The sequence below is a fragment of the Rhizobium sullae genome (assembly GCF_900169785.1).
In the GTDB taxonomy this organism is placed as follows: domain Bacteria; phylum Pseudomonadota; class Alphaproteobacteria; order Rhizobiales; family Rhizobiaceae; genus Rhizobium; species Rhizobium sullae.
This window is the reverse complement of the sequence record NZ_FWER01000025.1, coordinates 29,670-48,913: the sequence shown is the minus strand read 5'-3', so window position 1 is coordinate 48,913 and position 19,244 is coordinate 29,670. Positions and strand designations below refer to the sequence as shown.

General features: G+C 61.4%; 17 protein-coding genes. 2 read left to right on the top strand and 15 right to left on the bottom strand.

Annotation, left to right across the window (positions count from 1 at the left end; translation table 11 throughout):
* Window positions 1–197: 197 nt before the first annotated feature.
* Window positions 198–1,271: an alpha/beta fold hydrolase gene (locus tag BN1800_RS21805; RefSeq protein ID WP_087001023.1), complete on the bottom strand. Its 1,074-nt coding sequence runs from the start codon at window positions 1,269–1,271 to the stop codon at window positions 198–200.
* 119 nt (window positions 1,272–1,390) lie between these two features.
* Between BN1800_RS21805 and BN1800_RS21800 the strand changes: the two genes are divergently transcribed.
* Window positions 1,391–2,305, top strand: coding sequence for a LysR family transcriptional regulator (locus BN1800_RS21800; RefSeq protein ID WP_087001021.1), 915 nt, complete (start codon window positions 1,391–1,393; stop codon window positions 2,303–2,305).
* Between the two features lie 364 nt (window positions 2,306–2,669).
* Here the strand turns inward: BN1800_RS21800 and BN1800_RS21795 are convergent, their stop codons facing one another.
* From BN1800_RS21795 to BN1800_RS21770, 6 genes are all read right to left on the bottom strand, one after another.
* Window positions 2,670–4,349, bottom strand: coding sequence for a GMC oxidoreductase (locus tag BN1800_RS21795; RefSeq protein WP_087001019.1), 1,680 nt, complete (start codon window positions 4,347–4,349; stop codon window positions 2,670–2,672).
* A 30-nt stretch (window positions 4,350–4,379) separates the two neighbouring features.
* Window positions 4,380–5,462, bottom strand: coding sequence for an ABC transporter ATP-binding protein (locus BN1800_RS21790; protein ID WP_087001017.1), 1,083 nt, complete (start codon window positions 5,460–5,462; stop codon window positions 4,380–4,382).
* A gap of 4 nt (window positions 5,463–5,466) precedes the next feature.
* On the bottom strand, window positions 5,467–6,351 hold the full coding sequence (locus BN1800_RS21785; RefSeq protein ID WP_027513056.1) for a carbohydrate ABC transporter permease: 885 nt from the start codon (window positions 6,349–6,351) through the stop codon (window positions 5,467–5,469).
* An 8-nt stretch (window positions 6,352–6,359) separates the two neighbouring features.
* Window positions 6,360–7,238, bottom strand: coding sequence for a carbohydrate ABC transporter permease (locus BN1800_RS21780; RefSeq protein ID WP_087001015.1), 879 nt, complete (start codon window positions 7,236–7,238; stop codon window positions 6,360–6,362).
* A 71-nt stretch (window positions 7,239–7,309) separates the two neighbouring features.
* Complete coding sequence (locus BN1800_RS21775; RefSeq protein WP_087001013.1) at window positions 7,310–8,542, bottom strand: ABC transporter substrate-binding protein; 1,233 nt, start codon at window positions 8,540–8,542, stop codon at window positions 7,310–7,312.
* Between the two features lie 58 nt (window positions 8,543–8,600).
* A complete protein-coding gene (locus tag BN1800_RS21770; protein WP_087001132.1) occupies window positions 8,601–9,554 on the bottom strand; it encodes a sugar phosphate isomerase/epimerase family protein in 954 nt (317 codons plus the stop codon).
* Between the two features lie 213 nt (window positions 9,555–9,767).
* Here BN1800_RS21770 and BN1800_RS21765 point away from each other — a divergent pair, with 213 nt between their 5' ends.
* On the top strand, window positions 9,768–10,838 hold the full coding sequence (locus BN1800_RS21765) for a LacI family DNA-binding transcriptional regulator (RefSeq protein ID WP_087001011.1): 1,071 nt from the start codon (window positions 9,768–9,770) through the stop codon (window positions 10,836–10,838).
* A gap of 88 nt (window positions 10,839–10,926) precedes the next feature.
* On the opposite strand, the gene BN1800_RS21760 is transcribed toward BN1800_RS21765, so the two are convergent.
* From BN1800_RS21760 to BN1800_RS21725, 8 genes are read right to left on the bottom strand one after another with little or no spacing between them, the layout of a single operon-like run.
* Window positions 10,927–11,838 (bottom strand): ABC transporter permease, encoded by a 912-nt coding sequence (locus tag BN1800_RS21760; protein ID WP_087001009.1) that lies wholly within the window; start codon window positions 11,836–11,838, stop codon window positions 10,927–10,929.
* The gene (locus tag BN1800_RS21755; RefSeq protein WP_087001007.1) at window positions 11,835–12,935 is read right to left on the bottom strand and encodes an ABC transporter permease; all 1,101 of its coding nucleotides are present in this window, start codon (window positions 12,933–12,935) and stop codon (window positions 11,835–11,837) included. The genes BN1800_RS21760 and BN1800_RS21755 overlap by 4 nt, the downstream gene beginning before the upstream one ends.
* Window positions 12,932–14,455, bottom strand: coding sequence for an ABC transporter ATP-binding protein (locus BN1800_RS21750; RefSeq protein WP_087001005.1), 1,524 nt, complete (start codon window positions 14,453–14,455; stop codon window positions 12,932–12,934). Before BN1800_RS21750 ends, BN1800_RS21755 begins: the two co-directional genes overlap by 4 nt.
* Before the next feature lie 3 nt (window positions 14,456–14,458).
* Window positions 14,459–15,556, bottom strand: coding sequence for a BMP family ABC transporter substrate-binding protein (locus BN1800_RS21745; RefSeq protein ID WP_179213859.1), 1,098 nt, complete (start codon window positions 15,554–15,556; stop codon window positions 14,459–14,461).
* A gap of 25 nt (window positions 15,557–15,581) precedes the next feature.
* On the bottom strand, window positions 15,582–16,961 hold the full coding sequence (locus BN1800_RS21740; protein ID WP_087001001.1) for an amidohydrolase: 1,380 nt from the start codon (window positions 16,959–16,961) through the stop codon (window positions 15,582–15,584).
* A 1-nt stretch (window position 16,962) separates the two neighbouring features.
* Complete coding sequence (locus BN1800_RS21735) at window positions 16,963–17,622, bottom strand: glutathione S-transferase family protein (protein ID WP_087000999.1); 660 nt, start codon at window positions 17,620–17,622, stop codon at window positions 16,963–16,965.
* The gene (locus BN1800_RS21730) at window positions 17,619–18,464 is read right to left on the bottom strand and encodes an aromatic ring-hydroxylating oxygenase subunit alpha (protein ID WP_087000997.1); all 846 of its coding nucleotides are present in this window, start codon (window positions 18,462–18,464) and stop codon (window positions 17,619–17,621) included. The genes BN1800_RS21735 and BN1800_RS21730 overlap by 4 nt, the downstream gene beginning before the upstream one ends.
* The gene (locus BN1800_RS21725) at window positions 18,461–19,114 is read right to left on the bottom strand and encodes a Rieske (2Fe-2S) protein (protein WP_087000995.1); all 654 of its coding nucleotides are present in this window, start codon (window positions 19,112–19,114) and stop codon (window positions 18,461–18,463) included. Before BN1800_RS21725 ends, BN1800_RS21730 begins: the two co-directional genes overlap by 4 nt.
* Window positions 19,115–19,244: the final 130 nt, after the last annotated feature.

Here is a 19,244-nt window from a genome sequence, read left to right as displayed (position 1 = left end):
AACAATCTCGCCCTCCTATGCCACCGAACAAACGAAGGGGAGCTCGATATGCGAATCCCAATCCAACTCGAAATTTTTCCGTCGGGATTTACTTATCTCGTCTGCTGCGACCGTCGCTGGCACCGGGGCCTGACCTGACGGGGATTTGGACGTTGCTTAGAGCCTCTCTGAGCCAGGGGCAGCCGTTGAGCATGAACTCACGGGCTAGCGGTGTTGACGGATTCCGAAAGCAAACTCACCACTTCCGCGATGAATTGCGAACGGCCACGCTCCGAACGATCGAGGTGGACATAATGCGTGGCGTCAGGAATCGTCACGCTACGGACGCGGGCAGCATTGACGAGGTGGCCTTCCAGCGTCGTTACGTCCTCAGGACGGCTCCAAAAATCGTTCTCGGAACGGATGATCAGCACGCGTGCGGTAATCGACGCAGCGTCCCAAAGCTGCCTGCCGGAGGCAAGATAGAAGCTGTCTTCCATCGCACCGGAAGGGGAGCGGAATGCAGCTGGCTCCCGATCGTCAGCTATCGGATCGGAGGCAAACGCCGCGTGTTGATAGGCTTCGACCACCGCCGGACCACGCCAGCTCTGCTTGTCGTCGGCAGGAATGGATTTGTCCCAGGAGGGCATGAGTGAAGCGGCCGTGTTCAATCGGTAGGCCCCGAATTTCGCAACATTGAAGCGACGGCGATCATGCGGGTCGGCGTTCTCGCTGTCTGCGCCAAGTGTGGGATGTCCAGAGGTGGCACCGTAAAGCGAGTTGTAGATGACCAGGTGGCTGACCTTTTCCGGGAAAAGAGACGCGTACATGCCTGCCCAGTGCCCGCCGGTGGCCCAGCCGAGCAAGCTTACTTGCCGGCTGCCAGTCCGATCCCGGATAGCCTCGACCACAGCATCGATGTCGCGGGCGACTTCGTTGGAATGGGTCAGCGGCCTGCCCTCCTGTGGACCATCCTGTCCTGGACGGTCCGATCCTCCGTAGCCACGGGCGTCGACAATGAACACTCGATATCCTCTGGTTGCCAACTCAGCAGCCAGCGATCCTCCTTCGACCGGCAGATCGAACGAGGCAATACCCGGCACCCGCGCTCCATGGACAAGGACGATCGGCGACCCATTGCGCTTTGGCCCTGTATTTTGGACTTCGCGGATGGCCAGTTCGATATCGGGTGCGGCATTTATCCGGAAATCCTTGCGTTCGACTTCTGCGAGTGCAGGCACAGCACCGAAGGTGGCTGCGATGGTAGCGCAGTAAACAGCGAGTCTTTGCATGGTCTGCTCCTTCAAAATCGTGGCCCAGCCAAGGGTGGCTTCGGCTGGATCGACTCTAAATCGTTGCGACGGGCAGACGTTTCCAATATCAAAACAGTGTTTATTGATATTCCTGCGATATGATGACCAGCCTGCTCCATATGCGGCATTTCATTGCCGTGGCCGAAGAACTGCATTTCGGACGCGCCGCCGCCCGACTCGGCATGGCGCAACCGCCACTTAGCCAATCGATCAAGAGGCTTGAGGAGCGCTTGGGATTTCCGCTATTCGAGCGGACCCAACGCGCGGTGCGCCTCACCGCAGCCGGGCGCGTGTTTCTGGAGGAGGCTCGTCGAACGATCGCGCAATCTGAAGACGCCGTTCGTTTGGCCCGCCGCGCGGCTTCAGACGACCTTGCCCAGATTTCCATCGCCTTTGTTTCCGCAGCTCTCTACCGTCTGCTTCCTCAGGCCATTCGCGCCTTCCATGAGATTTGGCCCGATACGACAATTCGCCTCGATGAACGTCCCACGGAGGCGCAACTGGCCGGCCTTGCGGGCGGTGATATCGACCTTGGCTTCTTCCATCCACCGATCAAGACCGTCGATGGCCTCGCGGTGGAACTGATCCACCGGGACAAGCTGATTGTCGCAGTGCCATCGCATCATCCACTCGCTGCGTTGAACTTCTGTCGGCTTGCTGATCTGGCTGGACACGATTTCATTATGTTTCCCCACCAGCAAGGCCCGACGCTTCACGGGAAGATTACAAATGCCTGCAGGGCGGCGGGGTTCGTACCAAACATCGTCCAGGAAGCACGGCAGATGCATACAATTTTGAGTTTGGTCGCCGCCGGGTTGGGCGTGTCGTTGGTGCCCACGGGCGCGACGACGATGAGGATCGCTGGCGTAGCATTTATCCCACTGGTTGACACACCTGCGGACGTTGCCTGGGAAATGGCTATCGGATGGCAACCGCGAGGCGCACGAAAAGCCCTGCGGAACTTCCTGGAGGTGGTTCGAACCGTCGGTCAGAAGCTGAAGTCTGAAACGTAGCCGGCTTTCCCGATCAACGCGGACCAAGGCCAAAGCTTACGAAGAGTTGCGGCGCGTAGCTGCCCGTCCCGCTCCACACCGGTCGGACGATGAGCCACTTTGGCGTGAGCCGGCGGCGAAAGATCTCGCCCGCCGGGCGTAAACGCGTCAGCGTCACCTGCGCGCCTCACCAAGGTCGCGGCCTGCGAACGAGGTGCGACAGGATCACTGACCAGGCAGGATATCTGACATATGGCGCGAGCTTCATGCCAAACGGGACATCCCGCAATGGATGGGTGCAAGAAACGGACAATCGTTGACGGCCCGAATATTTCGCCGCGGTAAGGCCTTAAGTTATCGCTACGCTAGTCCCCCTAAGGGGTTATCATTTTGCGTCGCTGGTCGCCGTAGATTGTCTACGCGTTTCCCTCAGTATTGGTCCGTGATTCCGACAGGCGCGGATCGTCAATGCCATGACAGTGAGTGTCGTGCCGGCGATGCCGCTGCCGGGAAAAGCGCTGGCGTCCGTGACGATGACATTGGGTGCATCCCAGAGCTGGTTGTAGGGATTGAGCACCGATTTCTCAGGGTCATCCCCCATCCGCGCGCCGCCTGTTTCATGAATTGCGGCGCCCACGCACATGGTCTTGCGGAACCACTTGCGGAACATGAAGCGGCTGAAGGGATCGGCGTCGGGGAAGGCGCCGCGCCCCATTTCCTTGAGCCCAGTGGGCGAGCCGATGAATTCAAGCTCACCGCCGACCGCCTGCACCAGATCGATCATCGTTTCTTCCTGCTGGGCCAGCAATGCGCGCTCCTCATCATACATGGCGCAGCGTATGTGGGGGACAGGAATATTCCAGGCGTCCCTGCGCCGGGCATCGAGTGTGATGCGATTGTCCGCATTGGGCAGCATGCGGCCGAACCCGAAGAAAGCAAGCCGGGAGGGCTGATCACCAGGGGTCGGTGAGCGCCCGACGCTGCCCTGATAATCGAAATCGCCACGGCCGGCGTCACCCCTGCCGAATCGCGGAATGAAAATGCCACCGGAGGGATTATAGAATGGATCGGTCGGGGCAGAGGCATCGTGGGCCCAGCCTCTGGCCTTCGGGAAGGAACCGAAGGCCAGGCAGGGAAGCTGGTCCATGAGATAGCGCCCGAGCGTGCCTGAGCTGTTCCCCAGCCCCTCGGGGTGTCTGGCGGATGCAGAGTTGAGAAGCAGCCGGACGCTTTCAATGGGCGATGCCGCAAGCACCACGAGCGTAGCGTGCACATTCTCTACGTCGCCCGTTAGCCGGTCGATGAATTCCGCGCCGGTCGCCCGGCCATTCCTGTCGTCCGTCGTGATGCGGCGGACGATGGCGTCATGGCGTATGGTAAGGCGACCGGTTGCAAGCGCCTCGCGCAAGGGCTTCGGCGTGCGCTCTGCGTCCGGGGCGATATAGCGCCAGGAGACGACGCGCCGCTCGGGCCAGCGGCCTTCCACCTCTTTCTTGAAGATCTCTTCGGCAGGCGTCAGGTCGGCCGGATGCGCATAGATGCCGTCCGGCAAGGTCTCAACGCCGTCCTTATTGCCATAGAGCCCGAGGCAGGATTCGACTTCGGCGTAGTAGGGTGCGAGTTCGTCGTAGGAAACGGGCCAGTCGACGCCTTTGCCCGTCCGGGACCTGATCTTGAAATCATCGTCGGTCCAACGCAGCAACACACGGCCGAAACTGTGCAGACGGCCGCCGGCCTGGCGGCCGCGAATCCACAGGAACGGCGCATCCTTGGGGGTCGTATAAGGGTTTTTCCGGTCGTTGACGAAGAAGTGGCTGAAACGTTCCGTAAAGAAGGCCGCACGGGCCTGAATAGGCTGGCCCTTGATCGTGGCGCGCGCCCGCTCCCAGATATTGATGCTACTGGCCGGCTCCTTCTTGCGGGCGGGATCGAAGTCATCTTGCGTCACGGCACGGCCTGCCTCGAGCAGCAGCACTGACAGGCCTTGTGCTGTCAGTTCCTTGGCGGCGAAGGAGCCTGCCGCGCCAGAACCGATCACCAACGCATCGTAGACAGTCTGAGACATGAACAATTTCCGTATGAACTGAAGGCAGTGTTAAAGGCGGGCGCCATGGGCGTCGAAAAGGGAGATCTTGGCGATATCGAGACCAGGCGCGATCCGCGTCTTCGGCGCAAAAGCCACATCGCCCATCACCCGGCAGGACAGGCTGTCGCCGGCCCAATCGAACCAGATCACCGTGTCCGCGCCCATTGGCTCGACAACGGAGACGGTGCCCAAAATGGTGGGCCAACCCCTTGCCGCTCCGTCGGGCGCGAGATGTTCCGGCCGGATGCCGAGCGTGGTCGGGCCGGCCTTGATGGAGGTCAGAAAAGGATAGCCGGAAAGATCGATCCTCAGTCCGTTGCTTTCGAAGACGGGTATGCCGGTCTCGAGGGCGATCCTGCCCTCGATGAAATTCATCGCCGGCGCGCCGATGAAGCCCGCGACGAAGAGATTGGCCGGGCGATGGTAGATCTCGGATGGAGCGGCGAGCTGCTGGATCACGCCGTCCTTCATGATCGCGATGCGATCAGCGAGGGTGAGCGCCTCGACCTGGTCGTGCGTCACATAGATCATCGTATTGCCAAGGCTCTGATGCAGCTTCTTGATCTCGACGCGCAATTCGTTGCGCAGCTTGGCGTCAAGGTTGGAGAGTGGCTCGTCAAACAGGAAGACGTCCACCTCCCGCACCAGGGCGCGGCCAATCGCGACGCGCTGGCGCTGGCCGCCGGACAGCTCCGATGGTCTTCGGTCGAGCAGCTTGTCGAGATGCAGAAGCGATGCGGTGCGGGCGACGCGCGCTTCGATTTCGGCTTTGGGCAAGCCCGCAACACGCAGGCCGAAGGACAGGTTCTTGCGGACCGTCATGCGGGGATATAGCGCGTAGGACTGGAAGACCATGCCGATGCCGCGGTCCTTCGGCTCGTCCCAGGTAACGTTCTTGCCGGATATCCACATCTCGCCGTCGGCAATGTCCTGCAGACCCGCGATGGCGTTCAGCAGCGTCGATTTTCCGCAGCCGGACGGCCCCAGTAGCACGACGAATTCGCGTGGCGCGATATCGATGGACAGCTTTTCGATGACCGCGTGATCGCCATAGGCGATCTTGAGATCCTTTATGGAGACGGCAGGCTGCATGGCATTATCCCTTGACTGCGCCGGCGGCGACGCCGCGCACGAACCAGCGGCCGGAGAAAAAATAGATGGCGAGCGGGACAAAGGCAGTGAGGATGGTGGCGGCCATGTTCACATTGTAGGTGCGCTCGCCCATGGTCGTGTTGACGATGTTGTTGAGCTGAACCGTCATCGGCAGATTGTCCCGCCCGGCAAAAACCAGCCCGATCAGGAAGTCGTTCCAGATGCCTGTGAACTGGAAGATGGAGGCGACCACGACCATCGGAGCCGACATGGGCAGCATGATCTCGAGGAAGATGCGCCAGAAGCCGGCGCCGTCGACGCGAGCCGCTTTGCAGAGCTCTTCGGGGATCGCCATGAAATAGTTGCGGAAGAGCAGCGTGACCAAGGGCAGGCCGAAAATGACATGGACCAGGACGACTCCGGCCACCGAATTGTAGAGGCTGACATTGGCGAGCAGCCGCACCAGCGGATAGAGGAAGATCTGATAGGGGATCAGGCCGCCGGCCATCAGAAGCCCGAACAGCAGGCCAGAGCCTTTCGGCCGCCAGAAGGAAAGAGCATAGCCGTTGATCGCGCCGATGAAGACGGAAATGACGACCGCCGGCACGGTGATTTTTACCGAGTTCCAGAAACCGACGCGCACGCCCAGGCATTGCGTGCCCATGCAGGCCCCTGACCAGGCGGTTTTCCAGGCGTCGAAATCGACCGTATCAGGCAGTGCGAAGATACGACCCTGACGGATTTCCTCCATCGTCTTCAAGGAGGTGACGAGCATCGTGTAGAGCGGCAAAAGGAAAAACAGCGCCGCAAGGATCAGGAAGGCATAGAGCCCGATGCGGCCGATTGTGAGCCGTGAGGGTTTCGGGCCGCGGGCGTGAAGAGTGGCCATCAGTGCGCTCACCTTCTTCTCCTGCGCATGGAGAGCGCATAACGAAACGGGACGACGGCCATGACGACGGAGAGCACCAGCACCGTGGCGCCCGCGCTCGCCAGGCCGAGATTCTGGCGTTCGAACAGATTGTCCATGATGAATTTAGCCGGCACCTCGGTCGCGGTGCCCGGTCCGCCGCCGGTCAGCGCCACGACGAGGTCATAGGTCTTGATCACGCCCATGGAGAGCAGCATTCCCGATGCGGCAAGTGCTGGTCCGAGCTGCGGCAGGATGATCGACAGATAGATCCGCCAGATCGGGATGCCGTCGATCTGTGCGGCCTTCCATTGTTCATCGCCGATGCCGCGCATGCCGGAAAGCGCGATCACCATGACGAGGCCTGCCCCCTGCCAGACGCCAGCGAAGACGACGGTATAGATCGCCATGTCGCGACTGACGATCCAGTCGAATGTGAAACTCTGCCAGCCCAACGCCCGCACGCTTGCCTGAATGCCGAGGGTCGGGTTCAGTATCCATTGCCAGATGAGGCCGGTGACCACGAAGGACATGGCATAGGGGTAAAGGAAAATGGTGCGGAACACGGCTTCGAAGCGCACCTTGCGGTCAAGCGAGGCCGCCAGAACGAAGCCGAGGGCGAGACAGCCAGCAACATAGAGCACGCCGAATATCAGGACATTTTCCAGGGATGCGAGCCATCTCGACGTCCGGAACAGCTTGGCATATTGAGCAAAGCCCACATAGTTGGACGAAGGAAATATGGTCGAATCCGTGAACGACAGCCTCACGGACCAGACCATGGTGCCGATATAGATGAAGATCGCTGCGATCCATGTCGGCAGGAGCGCGATAGTCGCAGCAGGGGAACGTCTGCGCTTGGCTTGCATGAGCAAACTTTCTCAAACGGAATGTGCAGGGCCGACCGGCGTTCTTCTTTCCAATCGGCCTGCTGCACGGCCTATTCGAAGATCGCGAAGAACTTCTCGGCGCCAGAGGTGCTATCCTCGGAAGGATTGGTCCAGAACTCATCGACGAAGTCGTTGAGCGCGCCGGCCTGTTGCGGCGAGAGGATCAGCGCCTGGTCCGGCACGATCTTGCCGGCGCTCATCAGCTCCAGTCCCTTCTTCGCGCAGATGTCGAGCTTGGACTGGTCGACGTCGGTGCGCATCGGCACGGAACCCTTCTTGAGCGAGAACTCAATCTGCACGGCGGGGTCCATGGCTACCTCGGCAAGCAAAGTCTGGCCCTTCTGGGATGTCGCGTCGGCAATCTTCGGGAAGGAGAAAGCGTCGGCGACATAGACCATGCCCGGCGACTGCGGCGCGAGCATGCAGCCGTAGTCTTTACCAAGCTCCTTGCCGGCGGCGATGAACTCGCCCTTGGCCCAGTCGCCCATGAACTGTACGCCGGCCTTGCCGGTGATGACCATGGCGGTGGCGTCGTTCCAGTTGCGGCCCGGTGCGCCCTGATCGACATAGGCACGCAGCTTGCCGAGAATATCGAGTGTCTTCTTCACGCCTTCGGTGGAGGCGTCGCCCTTGTCCTTGTCGACATAGATCTTGAGGAAGCCGTCAATGCCCACCTGGGTGAGCAGGATCATATTGAAGACTTTGGTCTCCTGCCAGGACTGGCCGCCCCAGGCGACCGGCTGAACGCCGGCAGCCTTGAGCTTGTCGAGGGCCGCGAAGAATTCGTCCCAGCTCTTGGGCTCCTCGCTCACGCCCGCCTTGGCGAAGGCCTCCTTGGAATAGAACACCCAGCTTTCGCCGTGAGCGCCGGTGGGTGCGAGATAGACCTGACCGTTGTAGGAGACGAGATCGGCGATCGATTTTGGCAGAGCGTCCGTCCATTTGCCGGCTTTTGCCACATCGTCGATCGGGCTCAGGAGACCCTGATTGACGAAATCGGCATTGGCGAGGCCGATCACTGCCTGTTTGGCGGTCGGCGGATCGCCGGCGACCAGGCGGTTCTGGAAGGCGGCATCGGCAGCGCCGAAGCCGGCGATGGAAGAGTCCTTCCAGACCCCGCCGCGCTTTTCGAATTCCTGCTTGATGACGTTCAGAGCTGCCGCTTCGCCGCCGGACGTCCAGGAGGTCATCACTTCGGCATTCGGTTTGTCTTCGGCATGGGCCGAGGAGACGGCTGCTGAGAGCGCGGCTCCCACCAGTAACAGTTTCATTACGGTCTTCATCGTTCCACCTCTTCAAGAAAGCCCTCTTGGCGGGGCCATTGGTTTCGGGTCATGGAAATCAGCGATAGATCGGCAAAAGTGCCTGCCGTACGAGCTTGAGCCCATTTGCGATGTCACTGAGCGGATCGGCGGCGGCGTCGAGCTCGAGAATGGCCCAGCCTTCGTAGCCGCGATCACGCAGGAGCCTGGTCCAGCCTGGCCAGTCGACGCGACCGAGTCCGAAGCCGCAGAAATAGGGACGGTGGCGATCATGGATATGCTCATCGATCGGTGTGTCTGCCGGCATAGGCCCGAGGGCATCCTTCCAATGGGCGATAATGACGCGCTCATGATGACGCTCGACGACCTGCAGAGGATCGGAACCGGCAACAATGATGTGCGCCGTGTCCGGGCACATGTGCACATAGGCCGGGTCCGTCAGCAGCATCAGCAGGTCGACGTCGCGCGCGGCAGCAAAGATCGAGTGAGCCTCGGTGTGGAGCGCCAGCCGAATGCCCTTTGCGTAGAGAGTGGCGCCGAGGCGATTGAGGAAATCGGCGATCTTGCGCGCCTGTTCGAAATCATAAAATCGCACCGGCTGGGCGCCGAGCGTCTGGCGCAACGGTGCGCCGATGACCATGATGTCACTGCCGCAGGCTTTGAGGAATTCGGCGTATTTTTCGGCCTTCTCGATGATGGCGGCCTGTGCGTCAGCCTCCGTGAAATCACCAGCCGCTTCGAGTTCGGCGAAAAAGCCGCTCGCCAGCGTCAGCCCGCGTCTCGAAAGCTCCGCGGCGAAAGCTTCGACCGAGCCATAGGTCTTCGTCGCATCCTGCCAGTTGAACGGCGAGAAGGTCAGTTCGACGCCCGTGACGCCGGAGGCCTGGACGGCGTCGAGAATTTTGTCCCAGAAAACGCGCGGCTCGTTGCGGGACAGAGCGATGATGCCGTCATAATCCTTCACATCCCAGAAATCGGGGTGGAAAAAGGTGACGAGATCGACGCCAAAGCGAAGCCGTTCGGTTGAGGTCATGACGCTTCTCCGGGCATAGAGGATCGATTGCGGCGCCGACATCCGCAACGAATAACCATAATGATTTCAATGCACTGCGATTGGCAATCGTTTGCCATGCCTAGATAATAGACAAGTCGTTTTTTTATGCAAGTGATTTTTGGCAATCGTTTGCTAAGCGGCCGCGACTGCCGTAGCATCCGGCGCAGCAGCCATCGGGAAGGAAGTAGAAAAGTGAAAAAAAACAAAGATGTGCTCGTGGAGGAGCAATCAGGGCCCTTGATGGCGGATGTCGCTCGCTTGGCAGGGGTAGCGATCTCGACCGTCAGCCGCGCGCTTGCAAATCCCGGCCGCGTGAACGAGAAGACGCGCGTCAAAATCGATGCCGCCGCCAAGCAGCTGGGCTATACGCCAAATGCCATGGCCCGCAGCCTGAGGGTCGGCAAGTCCAACATTATCATGATCATCCTGCCGGGGTCGCTCTACTATGGCGCATCCCAAATCATTCCGCAGGTTCTGCAAAGCATCAACAAGGCTCTAATCCAGAACGGTTACAATCTGATGATCGCAAACCTGGATCGCGACGAGGAGTCGGAAAGGCACATTCTCGATCTTGCCTTCGGCGGCACCGTTCGCGGAGCGATCATCCTGTCATCGAAACTTCCAGAGGTCGACGGGCGATCTCTCGCCAATGCCGGCCTGCCGATCGTTTCCATGCTGCTCGATATGAGCGATGCCGGAATGCCGAGTATCGTGACGAACGACCGGGAAGCGGTGCGGGAGGTGACGGCGGAGCTGATCAGACTGGGCCATAGGCGCTTTCTCTATATTGCCGGCCCGGAAGGCAACTACCACGACGTCGAACGTTACGGCGGCGCGCTTGAGGCGCTTCGTGGCGCGGGACTTTCCGAGCAGGCGGTTTCGCGATCAGGGGGTAGTCTCGATTACCAGGAGGGCTTCGAGATCGGCGTTCAGGCGGCCGCCGACTTCGCGCGGTTGACGGATAAGCCGACAGCGGTGATTGCGACGAGCGACGATATGGCTATTTCGTTCATCAGTCGCGTGCAGCGGACCGGCCTGAACATTCCCGGTGATCTGTCCGTCGTTTCGTTCGATGGCTCACCGGTCTGCGAATTCTGCTCGCCGCCGCTTTCAACGATCGAACAGCCTGTGGAAGAGATGGGCCAAGCTGCAGTGGCTCGACTACTTGGCGCCATCGGGGATTCGGACAACGAGCCGGAGACGCGCACCGTGGTCCGCAGCAGGCTTATCCTGCGAGAAAGCATGGCCGCTCCGAGGAGATGAAGATGACATGCGCGACCTGAAGGCGGTGCCGTAAACCCGCGTCACGTTGGGGCTAGACGTTATGACCGTGGTGTGAGCGGCCCGCCCCTTAGTGTTCGAAGGGTTCGCCAAGCGAGGCGACGCCGTTCAGCTTCAGCAGACGGCGGTCCGCCGAAATGATGCCCAGAACGACGATCGTAACGAGATAGGGCAGGCTCGCAAGCAGTTGTGATGGGACGTCCAGTCCGGTCGCCTGGGCTGCGAGGCCCATCAGGGAGACGGCGCCGAAGAGGCACGCCCCCAAGAAGATCCGGCCCGTGAGCCACGTCCCGAAGACGACGAGTGCGATTGCGATCCAGCCACGCCCGGCGATCATCCCGTCCGCCCAAAGCGGCGTGTAAACCACCGCCGCATAGGCGCCGGCAAAGCCTGCCATCGCTCCGCCAAATGCTGCGGCGGCGAAGCGGACGGCAATGACCGAATAGCCAATGGCGTGGGCGGCTTTGGGGTTCTCGCCGATGGCCCGGACGACAAGACCGGTCTTCGTATGAGCAAACATCGCCCAGATGGCGAAGGTTGCGGCAAGGGAAAGCCATACGACGGCGTCCTGGATGAAAAGGCGGCCGAAGATCGGGATGTCGGAAAGCCATGGAAAGGCAAGCTTTGGAAGCCCCTTGACCGTGAGGCTTTCATAAGTCTTGCCGAAAAGTGCCGAAAGACCTTGACCGAGGATGCCGATCGCAAGGCCTGTCGCCACCTGGTTCGCCCGAAACCCGATTGCGATGACGGCGAAAACAAGCGAAAGAGCGGCGCTGCCGAGGCCGGCTGCGACGAAGCCCAAAAGATGCCCGCCGCCGTGATAGACGATGATGAAGGCAAGCACCGCGCCGAACGCCATCAATCCCTCTACCCCGAGGTTCAGCACGCCGGCACGCTCGACCACCAGCTCGCCGAGCGCCGCAAGCAGAAAGGGTGTCGCGGCCGCGAGCATGCCGGCAAGAATGAATTCGATGGCGTTCATGGCTGGCTCCGGTAGGCTAAGCGACGCCATTCGAGACGGTACCGCACGAAGGCGACGGCGATGAGGTAGGCGGCAAGGAGACTGCCCTGAAAGACGCGGACCGCGGCGATCGGCAAGTTTGCTGACACCATGGCATTGTCCCCCCCGATGGAGAGGGCCGCCATGATGAGCGCCGAGAATACGATGCCGATCGGATGCAGGCCGCCGAGATAGGCTACGATAATGGCGGCATAGCCATAGCCGGTCGAAATCGAGCGCTGCAGCTGGCCGAGGGGACCGGCAACTTCGGCCGCGCCAGCGAGCCCTGCGGCGCATCCGCCGATGAGAAGGCAAAGCCAGATAGCCCACCCTTGATTGAAGCCGGCGTAGCCGGCAGCACGGGGGGCGAGGCCCCCGACCTTTAGCTTGTAGCCGATGAAGCTCTTCTGCATGAAGATCCATGCCGCGATCGACAGGACGATCGTGAGCAGCAGCGAGACATTGACGCGCGTGCCAGGAATCAGCAACGGCACCATCGCGTCATATTGGAACATCACAGACTGAGGAAAGTTGAAGCCGTTGGGGTCCTTCCAGGGGCCTAGGAGCAGGTAGTTGAGCAACTGTGCGGCAACGAGGCTCAGCATCAGGGAAACGAGGATCTCGTTCGCGTTGAGCCTGACGCGCCAGAAAGCGGTAAGTGAAGCCCATAGCGCACCACCCGCTGCTCCAAGGAGCAGCATCACCGGCCAGATCCACTGACCTGTTGCCTGCGGAAACCATACGGGGATGGCCGAGGCGAAAATCGCGCCCAGAATGAACTGGCCCTCGGCGCCGATGTTGAAGACCTTCGCGCGAAAGCCAATTGCCAGGCCCTGTGCGATGAGGAGAAGGGGCCCTGCCTTCAGCAGCACTTCCGAGAACGACGCCCAAGAGAGGAAGGGTTCGAGAAGCATCGCATAGACGACGGCGGCCGGATCGCGGCCCATCAGCACGTAAAGCCCGAGATTGAGAATGGTGGCCACCGCCAAAGCGACGGGAGGCGCAAGCAAGGTTGCTGCAAGCGAGCCGCGTTCGCGACGGACAAGGGTGGGAAGGAAAGCCCCAAATGAAGCGCTCATGCCAGGGCCTTCTCTTGCGAAGAATGTGCACCGATCATATATCGGCCGATGTCCTCCGGCTGCGTCTCCCGCGCGACGAGAGCCGGGCTCAGGGTGCCGTGGTGCAACACCTGAATAAAATCACAGAGTTCGAAAAGCTCTTCGATCTCCTCGGAAATGACAAGGATTGCCATGCCTTGGTTGCGCAGCGCGACGAGCCGCCTGCGCACGGCGGATGCGGCTCCGATGTCGACGCCCCAGGTCGGCTGCGCCACGAACAGCAGTTTCGGAGAGAGCATGATCTCGCGGCCGACGATGAACTTCTGCAGATTGCCGCCAGAGAGCGAGCCGGCTTCCGCCTCCGGTCCGGACGTGCGCACATCGTACTGGCGGATGCACTCGCGGGCGAATGCCATTGCCTTCGTTTCGTCGACCAGACCATGCCTGAGAAGGTCGAGCGGATGCGCTGTCAGCAGGCTGTTGAGGGCGAGTGACATTTCCGGTACGGCGCCGCGCCCGAGCCGGTCTTCGGGCACGAAGGCAAATCCAAGCCGCCGGCGGGCAGCCGCGTTGAGCGTGCCCACGTCCTTTCCCATCATGTAGATGCGGTCGCGCTGTTCTCGCGGCAGGACCAATTCGCCGGATATCAGCGAGGCAAGCTCGCTTTGCCCGTTGCCGGAAATTCCGGCGATGCCGAGGATTTCGCCCGAACGAACCGTAAGGCTTACGGTGGAGAGTGGCACGGCAAAGGGGTCGTCCGGCTGATAATCGAGGCCGATAATTTCAAGCCGCTTTTCCCCGCCGGACAGGGGCAGCGCCGGCATAGGTTCCGGCATGTCACGGCCGATCATCATGCGGGCAAGGTCATGGGCATCATGTTCGCGCGGGTCCACATGTCCCGTGACGCGTCCACCGCGCAGGATGGTCGCCCGGTCGCAGATCGCGCGGATCTCCTCCAGTTTATGGGAGATGAAGACAATGGAGACGCCGCCGTCGCGCAAGCGACGCAACGTGTCGAAGAGCTTGTTTACCGATTGCGGCGGCAGGACGGAGGTTGGCTCATCGAGGATCAGCAGCTTCGGGTTTGTCAGCAGGCAACGGATGATCTCCACCCGCTGCCGCTCGCCGACGGAAAGCGTGTGCACATGAGCGGCGGGATCGACTTCGAGGCCGAAGTCGCGCCCGAGCATTCGGATGCGCTCAATAAGATCGGCCTTCCGGCCCGGCACGACCAGTTGCGTGTTCTCCACCACCGTCAGGGTCTCGAACAGCGAGAAATGCTGGAAGACCATGCCGACGCCTTTGCGCCTTGCCTCCGCGGGGGAGGCAAAGCTCAAAGGTTCTCCTTCCCAGACGACGGTTCCGTCGTCCGGTTGCTCGACGCCGTAGATCAGCTTCATCAGCGTCGATTTGCCCGCCCCGTTTTCTCCGAGGATCGCATGGATCGACTGTGGCGCCACGTCCAGGTCGATGGCCTGATTAGCCCGGATCTGGCCGTAGCTCTTGGAAATGCCGCGGAGGGACAGGAGCGGGACGGTCATGGCTCACTTCGGCAGAGGCGTGATGACGCCCTTGACGTGCCAGTCCATGGAGACGACCTCGCTATCGGCGAGCGTTGCACCGGAGGCGGCCCCTTCGCTGCCGTCTGCCTTGGTGATCGGGCCGGTGAAGGGAGAGAAGCTGCCGTTAGCGATCTTCACCTCGATCTCCTTGATCTTGGTCATGAGGTCGGCCGGAATATCCGCATTCCAGTCGACAACAGCGACGACCTTGTCTGCGACGCCGAGGAAGGCATTGCCGCCCTTGAACGTGCCGGCGACATGGGCATCGACCGAGGCCTTGAAGAACGGCGACCAGTCCGTCGCCACGCAACCGAGATAGGTCTTCGGAGCGTATTTCTTCATCGACGAGTTGAGGTTGAACGCATAGACGCCGGCCTCCTCGCAGGCCGCGATGACGGACGGCGTATCCTGCGCGTTGGAGAAGATCACGTCGCACTTCTGGGCGATCAGCGCCTTGGCAGCTTCCTGCTCCTTGGCCGGATCGAACCACGAGTTCACCCAGACGACCGACACCTCGATATCAGGTTTCACCGCCTGGGCGCCCAGTGTGAAGGCGTTGACGGAGGTGATCAACTCCGGAATGGCAAAGGCGGAGACCGAGCCCAGCTTGCCGGTCTTGGAGAGCGCGGCGGCAGCCATGCCGAGCAGATAGGTTCCCTGAAAATACTTGGCGGCGAAGGGCGAGAAGTTCGGTGCTACCTGGAAGCCGGAGGCATGCAGCACGGTGACCGCCGGATTCCGGCGGGCAATCTGCAGGGCGCCGTTCTGATAGCCGAAGGAGCCGGCGATCAGGAGTTTGTTTCCGTCGGCGACCGTCTTGTTCATGATGCGGTCGGCGTCCGGGCCTTCCGGAATGTTCTCGATGACAGTGATCTTCACTTTGTCGCCGTAGGCGGCCTTGACGGGTTCGAGGCCGGCGGCCAGCGCGTGGCCCCAGCCGACGTCGCCGACCGGCGAGGGGATCACGAGGGAAATACCGAGCGGCTCGTCGGCTGCTATTGCGGACCGGCCGCCAAGCGCGCCGGCGAGGCCGGAGGCGGCAACGCCCTTCATCAGTGTTCTGCGGGTCAGGTTTTTCAGCATGTCAGTTCCCTTGTTTTGTGTTTTAGAATTCCACTGTCGTAAGAGCAGCCTCGGCTTCGGCGAACAGTCGCGCTTCGTCGAGCCCGACGAATTCACCCTTTGCCCAGACGATGCGGCCGTTGATCATGGTCATGTCGGTCGGCGTACCGATGCCGACCTTGGCAATCAGGCTCAGCGGATCGTGCCGCGTGCCGACGTAGTCCATGCGTCGCGTGTCGATCGCAAAAAGGTCGGCAGCCATGCCGGAAGCAAGCCTGCCGATGTCGCGGCGGCCGAGGAGGCCCGCGCCGCCCGTCGTGGCATAGCTGAGGAAATCGACCGGCGGCGGGATGGGATGGGCGCGCGTCGATGCCACCAGGCATTGCAGCATGTAGGCGGAGTGGATGCAGTGGATGAGGTTGGAATTGTCGTTCGAGGCAGCACCGTCGCAGCCGAGACCCAGTCGAAGACCGAAGGCCGACATCGCCGGAATGTCCGTAATCTCGGCGCCTACCAGGTAGACCGGCTCGGGGCAGTGGGCGACACCGGTGCCGGTTGCGGCCATCTTTCGCAGTTCGTCGTGTGTCAGCTCCCAGCAATGGGCGTAAAAGGTGTCGGGGCCTGCAAACCCGAGCTCCGCGCAGTAATCCACCGTCCGCATGCCGTGCCGGCTCTCGATGACCGGGCTTTCGCCTTCGCCGACGTGGGTATGCATCTGCACGCCGCGATCACGCGCCAGCGCGACCGATTCCACGAAGGTCTCGCGGTAGCAGTTGACCGGCTGGCAGGGTGCGACCACGACCTGGCGCATGCTGAAGGGGTTGGTATCGTGATAGGTGTCAATCAGGCGCGCGCAATCGGCGATGAATTCGTCCGTCGTTTCCAGCATGACGTCCGGAATGGTCGAGCCTTCCGACTTCGGCAATGTGTTGCCGCCGCGGCCTGCATGAAAGCGCATGCCCAGAAGGTCGGCAGCCTCGAATTGACGATCGATCAGCCGTTTGCCAGCGTGGCGCGGGAAGCAGTATTGGTGGTCGAAGGCCGTGGTGCAGCCATGCTTGATCAACTCGGCCATCGCTGTGACGGAGGCATGGTAGAAGCAGTCCTCAGTCAGCCGCGAGAAGATCGGATAGATGCGGTCGAGCCATTCGATAACCGAGAGCTTCGTCCAGTCGAGATCGGCGCGGTTGCGCACGAAGCACTGGAAGAAGTGGTGGTGCGTGTTAACAAGGCCCGGATAGACGAACCAGCCGCTGGCGTCCTCTACGATCGTCCCGGCCGGCAGGTCGCCTTTGTAAAGGCCCTCGCCGATGGTCGCGATTGCAGGTCCGTTCGTCAGGAGGTCGACGTTGCGAAGCACGCTCGGGCCCTTGCCCTCGTCGACGATGACCGCCGCGCAGTTCTTCAAGAGATAGCCGGCCACGTCACGCCTCGCCCGGTTCGATTTGCGGTTCGGGCTTCAGCTCGTGCAGCCGGTGGATGCCGGGCATCTCGATGAAGTTTTCGAGGCCGCGGATCGCCCGGGACCAGAGCCTGATGGTGGGATAGGGGTCGAGCGGGATGCCGCCGTCCGGCGCGAGTGCGACGTACGGAAAGCAGGCGATATCGGCAACCGTCGGCCGGTTCGACGCGACGAAACCCATGCCGCGCAGGCGCTGTTCGACCAGCCCGGCTTCCAGCTCGCGAAGTGCCGCGATGCCCTGCGTTCGGAGGGCGTCTATGTCCCCTGGGCGGAGTAGCATTTCATGAAGGCGCGCCCCTCCGAGGTTGACGGTCAGCCGGTGCGAGAACGAAAGCCACTGCTGGACACGGGCCGTTTCCGCCGGTGTGCCGCTGCCGAGCCACGCCGGCGCTACCTTGGTGGCGAGATAGACGAGCATGGCGGCGGATTCGGTAAGGATTAGATCCCCATCCTCGAGGATCGGGATGGAACCCGCCGGATTAAGCGCCATGAGTTCGGGGCCGCGATGCTCGGCGCCTGGGTGAAAATCGACCGGGCGCAATTCCAGTTTCACACCCGTCAGCGCCGCCATCAGACGGACTTTGTAGCAACTGGGCGAGAGGACATAGTCGTAGAGCTTCATTGCGCCACCAGCTGTGCGCCGTATGTATAGCTGTGGCGTTTCAGCCAGCGTCGGTAGGCGATCGAAGTCAGGTCGGCTCTCGTTGGAATTTCCATCCCGGGATCAAGCGGCAGGAGCCGCGGAATCTGGTTTTCGAGGATCGACCGGTCCTGCAGGAAGATCGTCTGCTGAAACTGGATCAGGTCGGTCATCGGCGTGACATCGTCGAACAGTGCCATCCACGGCCAGACGTCGCACAAGTCTTCGGCAAGTGGCTGGACGAACAGCGTGATGACGTCCCATTCACCGGGACGGGGCGGGCAGGTCTTGTAAAGAACGGAGCAGGTCGGTGCCGGCACGCGGTACATGTATTCCGTCGTGATGCCGCCGCTTGCCGACTTGGCAGCCTGCGGCTGGTAGAATTTCACCTGCGTTGCCCATACCTCATCCTCGTCCTCCCGGATTTCGACCTTGTAGTTCTGCACCTCGGTGTGCGGCTCTGCACCCAGGATGTCGGTGTGTACAAAGGGAAAATGCGCGATGTCGAGAAAGTTCTCGACGGCACGCAGCGGTGAGCAGCGCACGCGAACCACGCCAACCTCGACAAACCGCCGGCCGGGCTGATCAGCCTCGGGGATCGGAAAAAGATCCTTCCGGGGTTTGCCGAGAGAGGACCAGACGTGGTCGTAGCGGACGCAAACGGGCAGCGTGCGTCCATTGCTGGATGTCACCTTGGCGTCGCCTTGCTGGTCGAGACCCACATCGATGGGCTCTCCCATCAGGGCCGTCCTGCGCCCCTTGATGTCGAGCTGACTGAAGAGACCGACCGGATACCACTCATCGATCATCGCGTTTTGCCTCATGACGCGATCCTTTTCGTCTGAAGCTCCTCGGCCATCCGCCGCAACGTCTCGGCGGTCCGTGACGCGGCGATGCGCGCGGACAGGCTGCTGTCACTGTCGAGCAGAACATGGATCAGCGTCTGGTCGTCGTCTTGCGGAGCGAGCAACAGCCGGATTGTCCGCGAATTCTGCGGCTGCCAGACAAGTCCCTCGGGACCTGCCTTCGCGCTTGCCGCGGCCTCGACCGCCGCGACGCCGGCATGGGCCACCAGGGAGCGCAATGGAGCGAGACCTTCAAGCCTCGGGGGCTCGGCCGTGAGTTGTCCCGCCGCAACCCAGATGATCCCGTCGGACTCTTCGGCCTGCTGCGTTTCTACGCGGATCGTTTCCGGCGGCGTGAGGCCCGGATGGGCGGGGATGCGCAGGCAGTTTCCGGTCCGGCTATAGCTCCAGCCATGATAGATGCAGGAAAGGGCCTCGCCACGCACGAAGCCGTAAGACAAGCGCATGCCGCGATGCGGACATCGGTCTTTCGAGGCTGCCACGCGCCCCGACTGACTTCGCCAGAGGGCAATCGGCCCGGCTGGCGTCCGTGCCGGCATAACGGCTCCTGCTGGCAAATCCGCAGAAAGGGCGACTGGCGTCCAAGAGCCCGTCGTATCTGACAGCATCAATCGGCTTTCTATATAAAATCAATGGCCTGCGTGGCGAAAGCTCCGGCGTTGACGTCGACGGTAGCCTCCCAGTGCTCTCACGTTTGCATAATTATTCTGCATTGGCAATATTGATTAAATAAAAGGC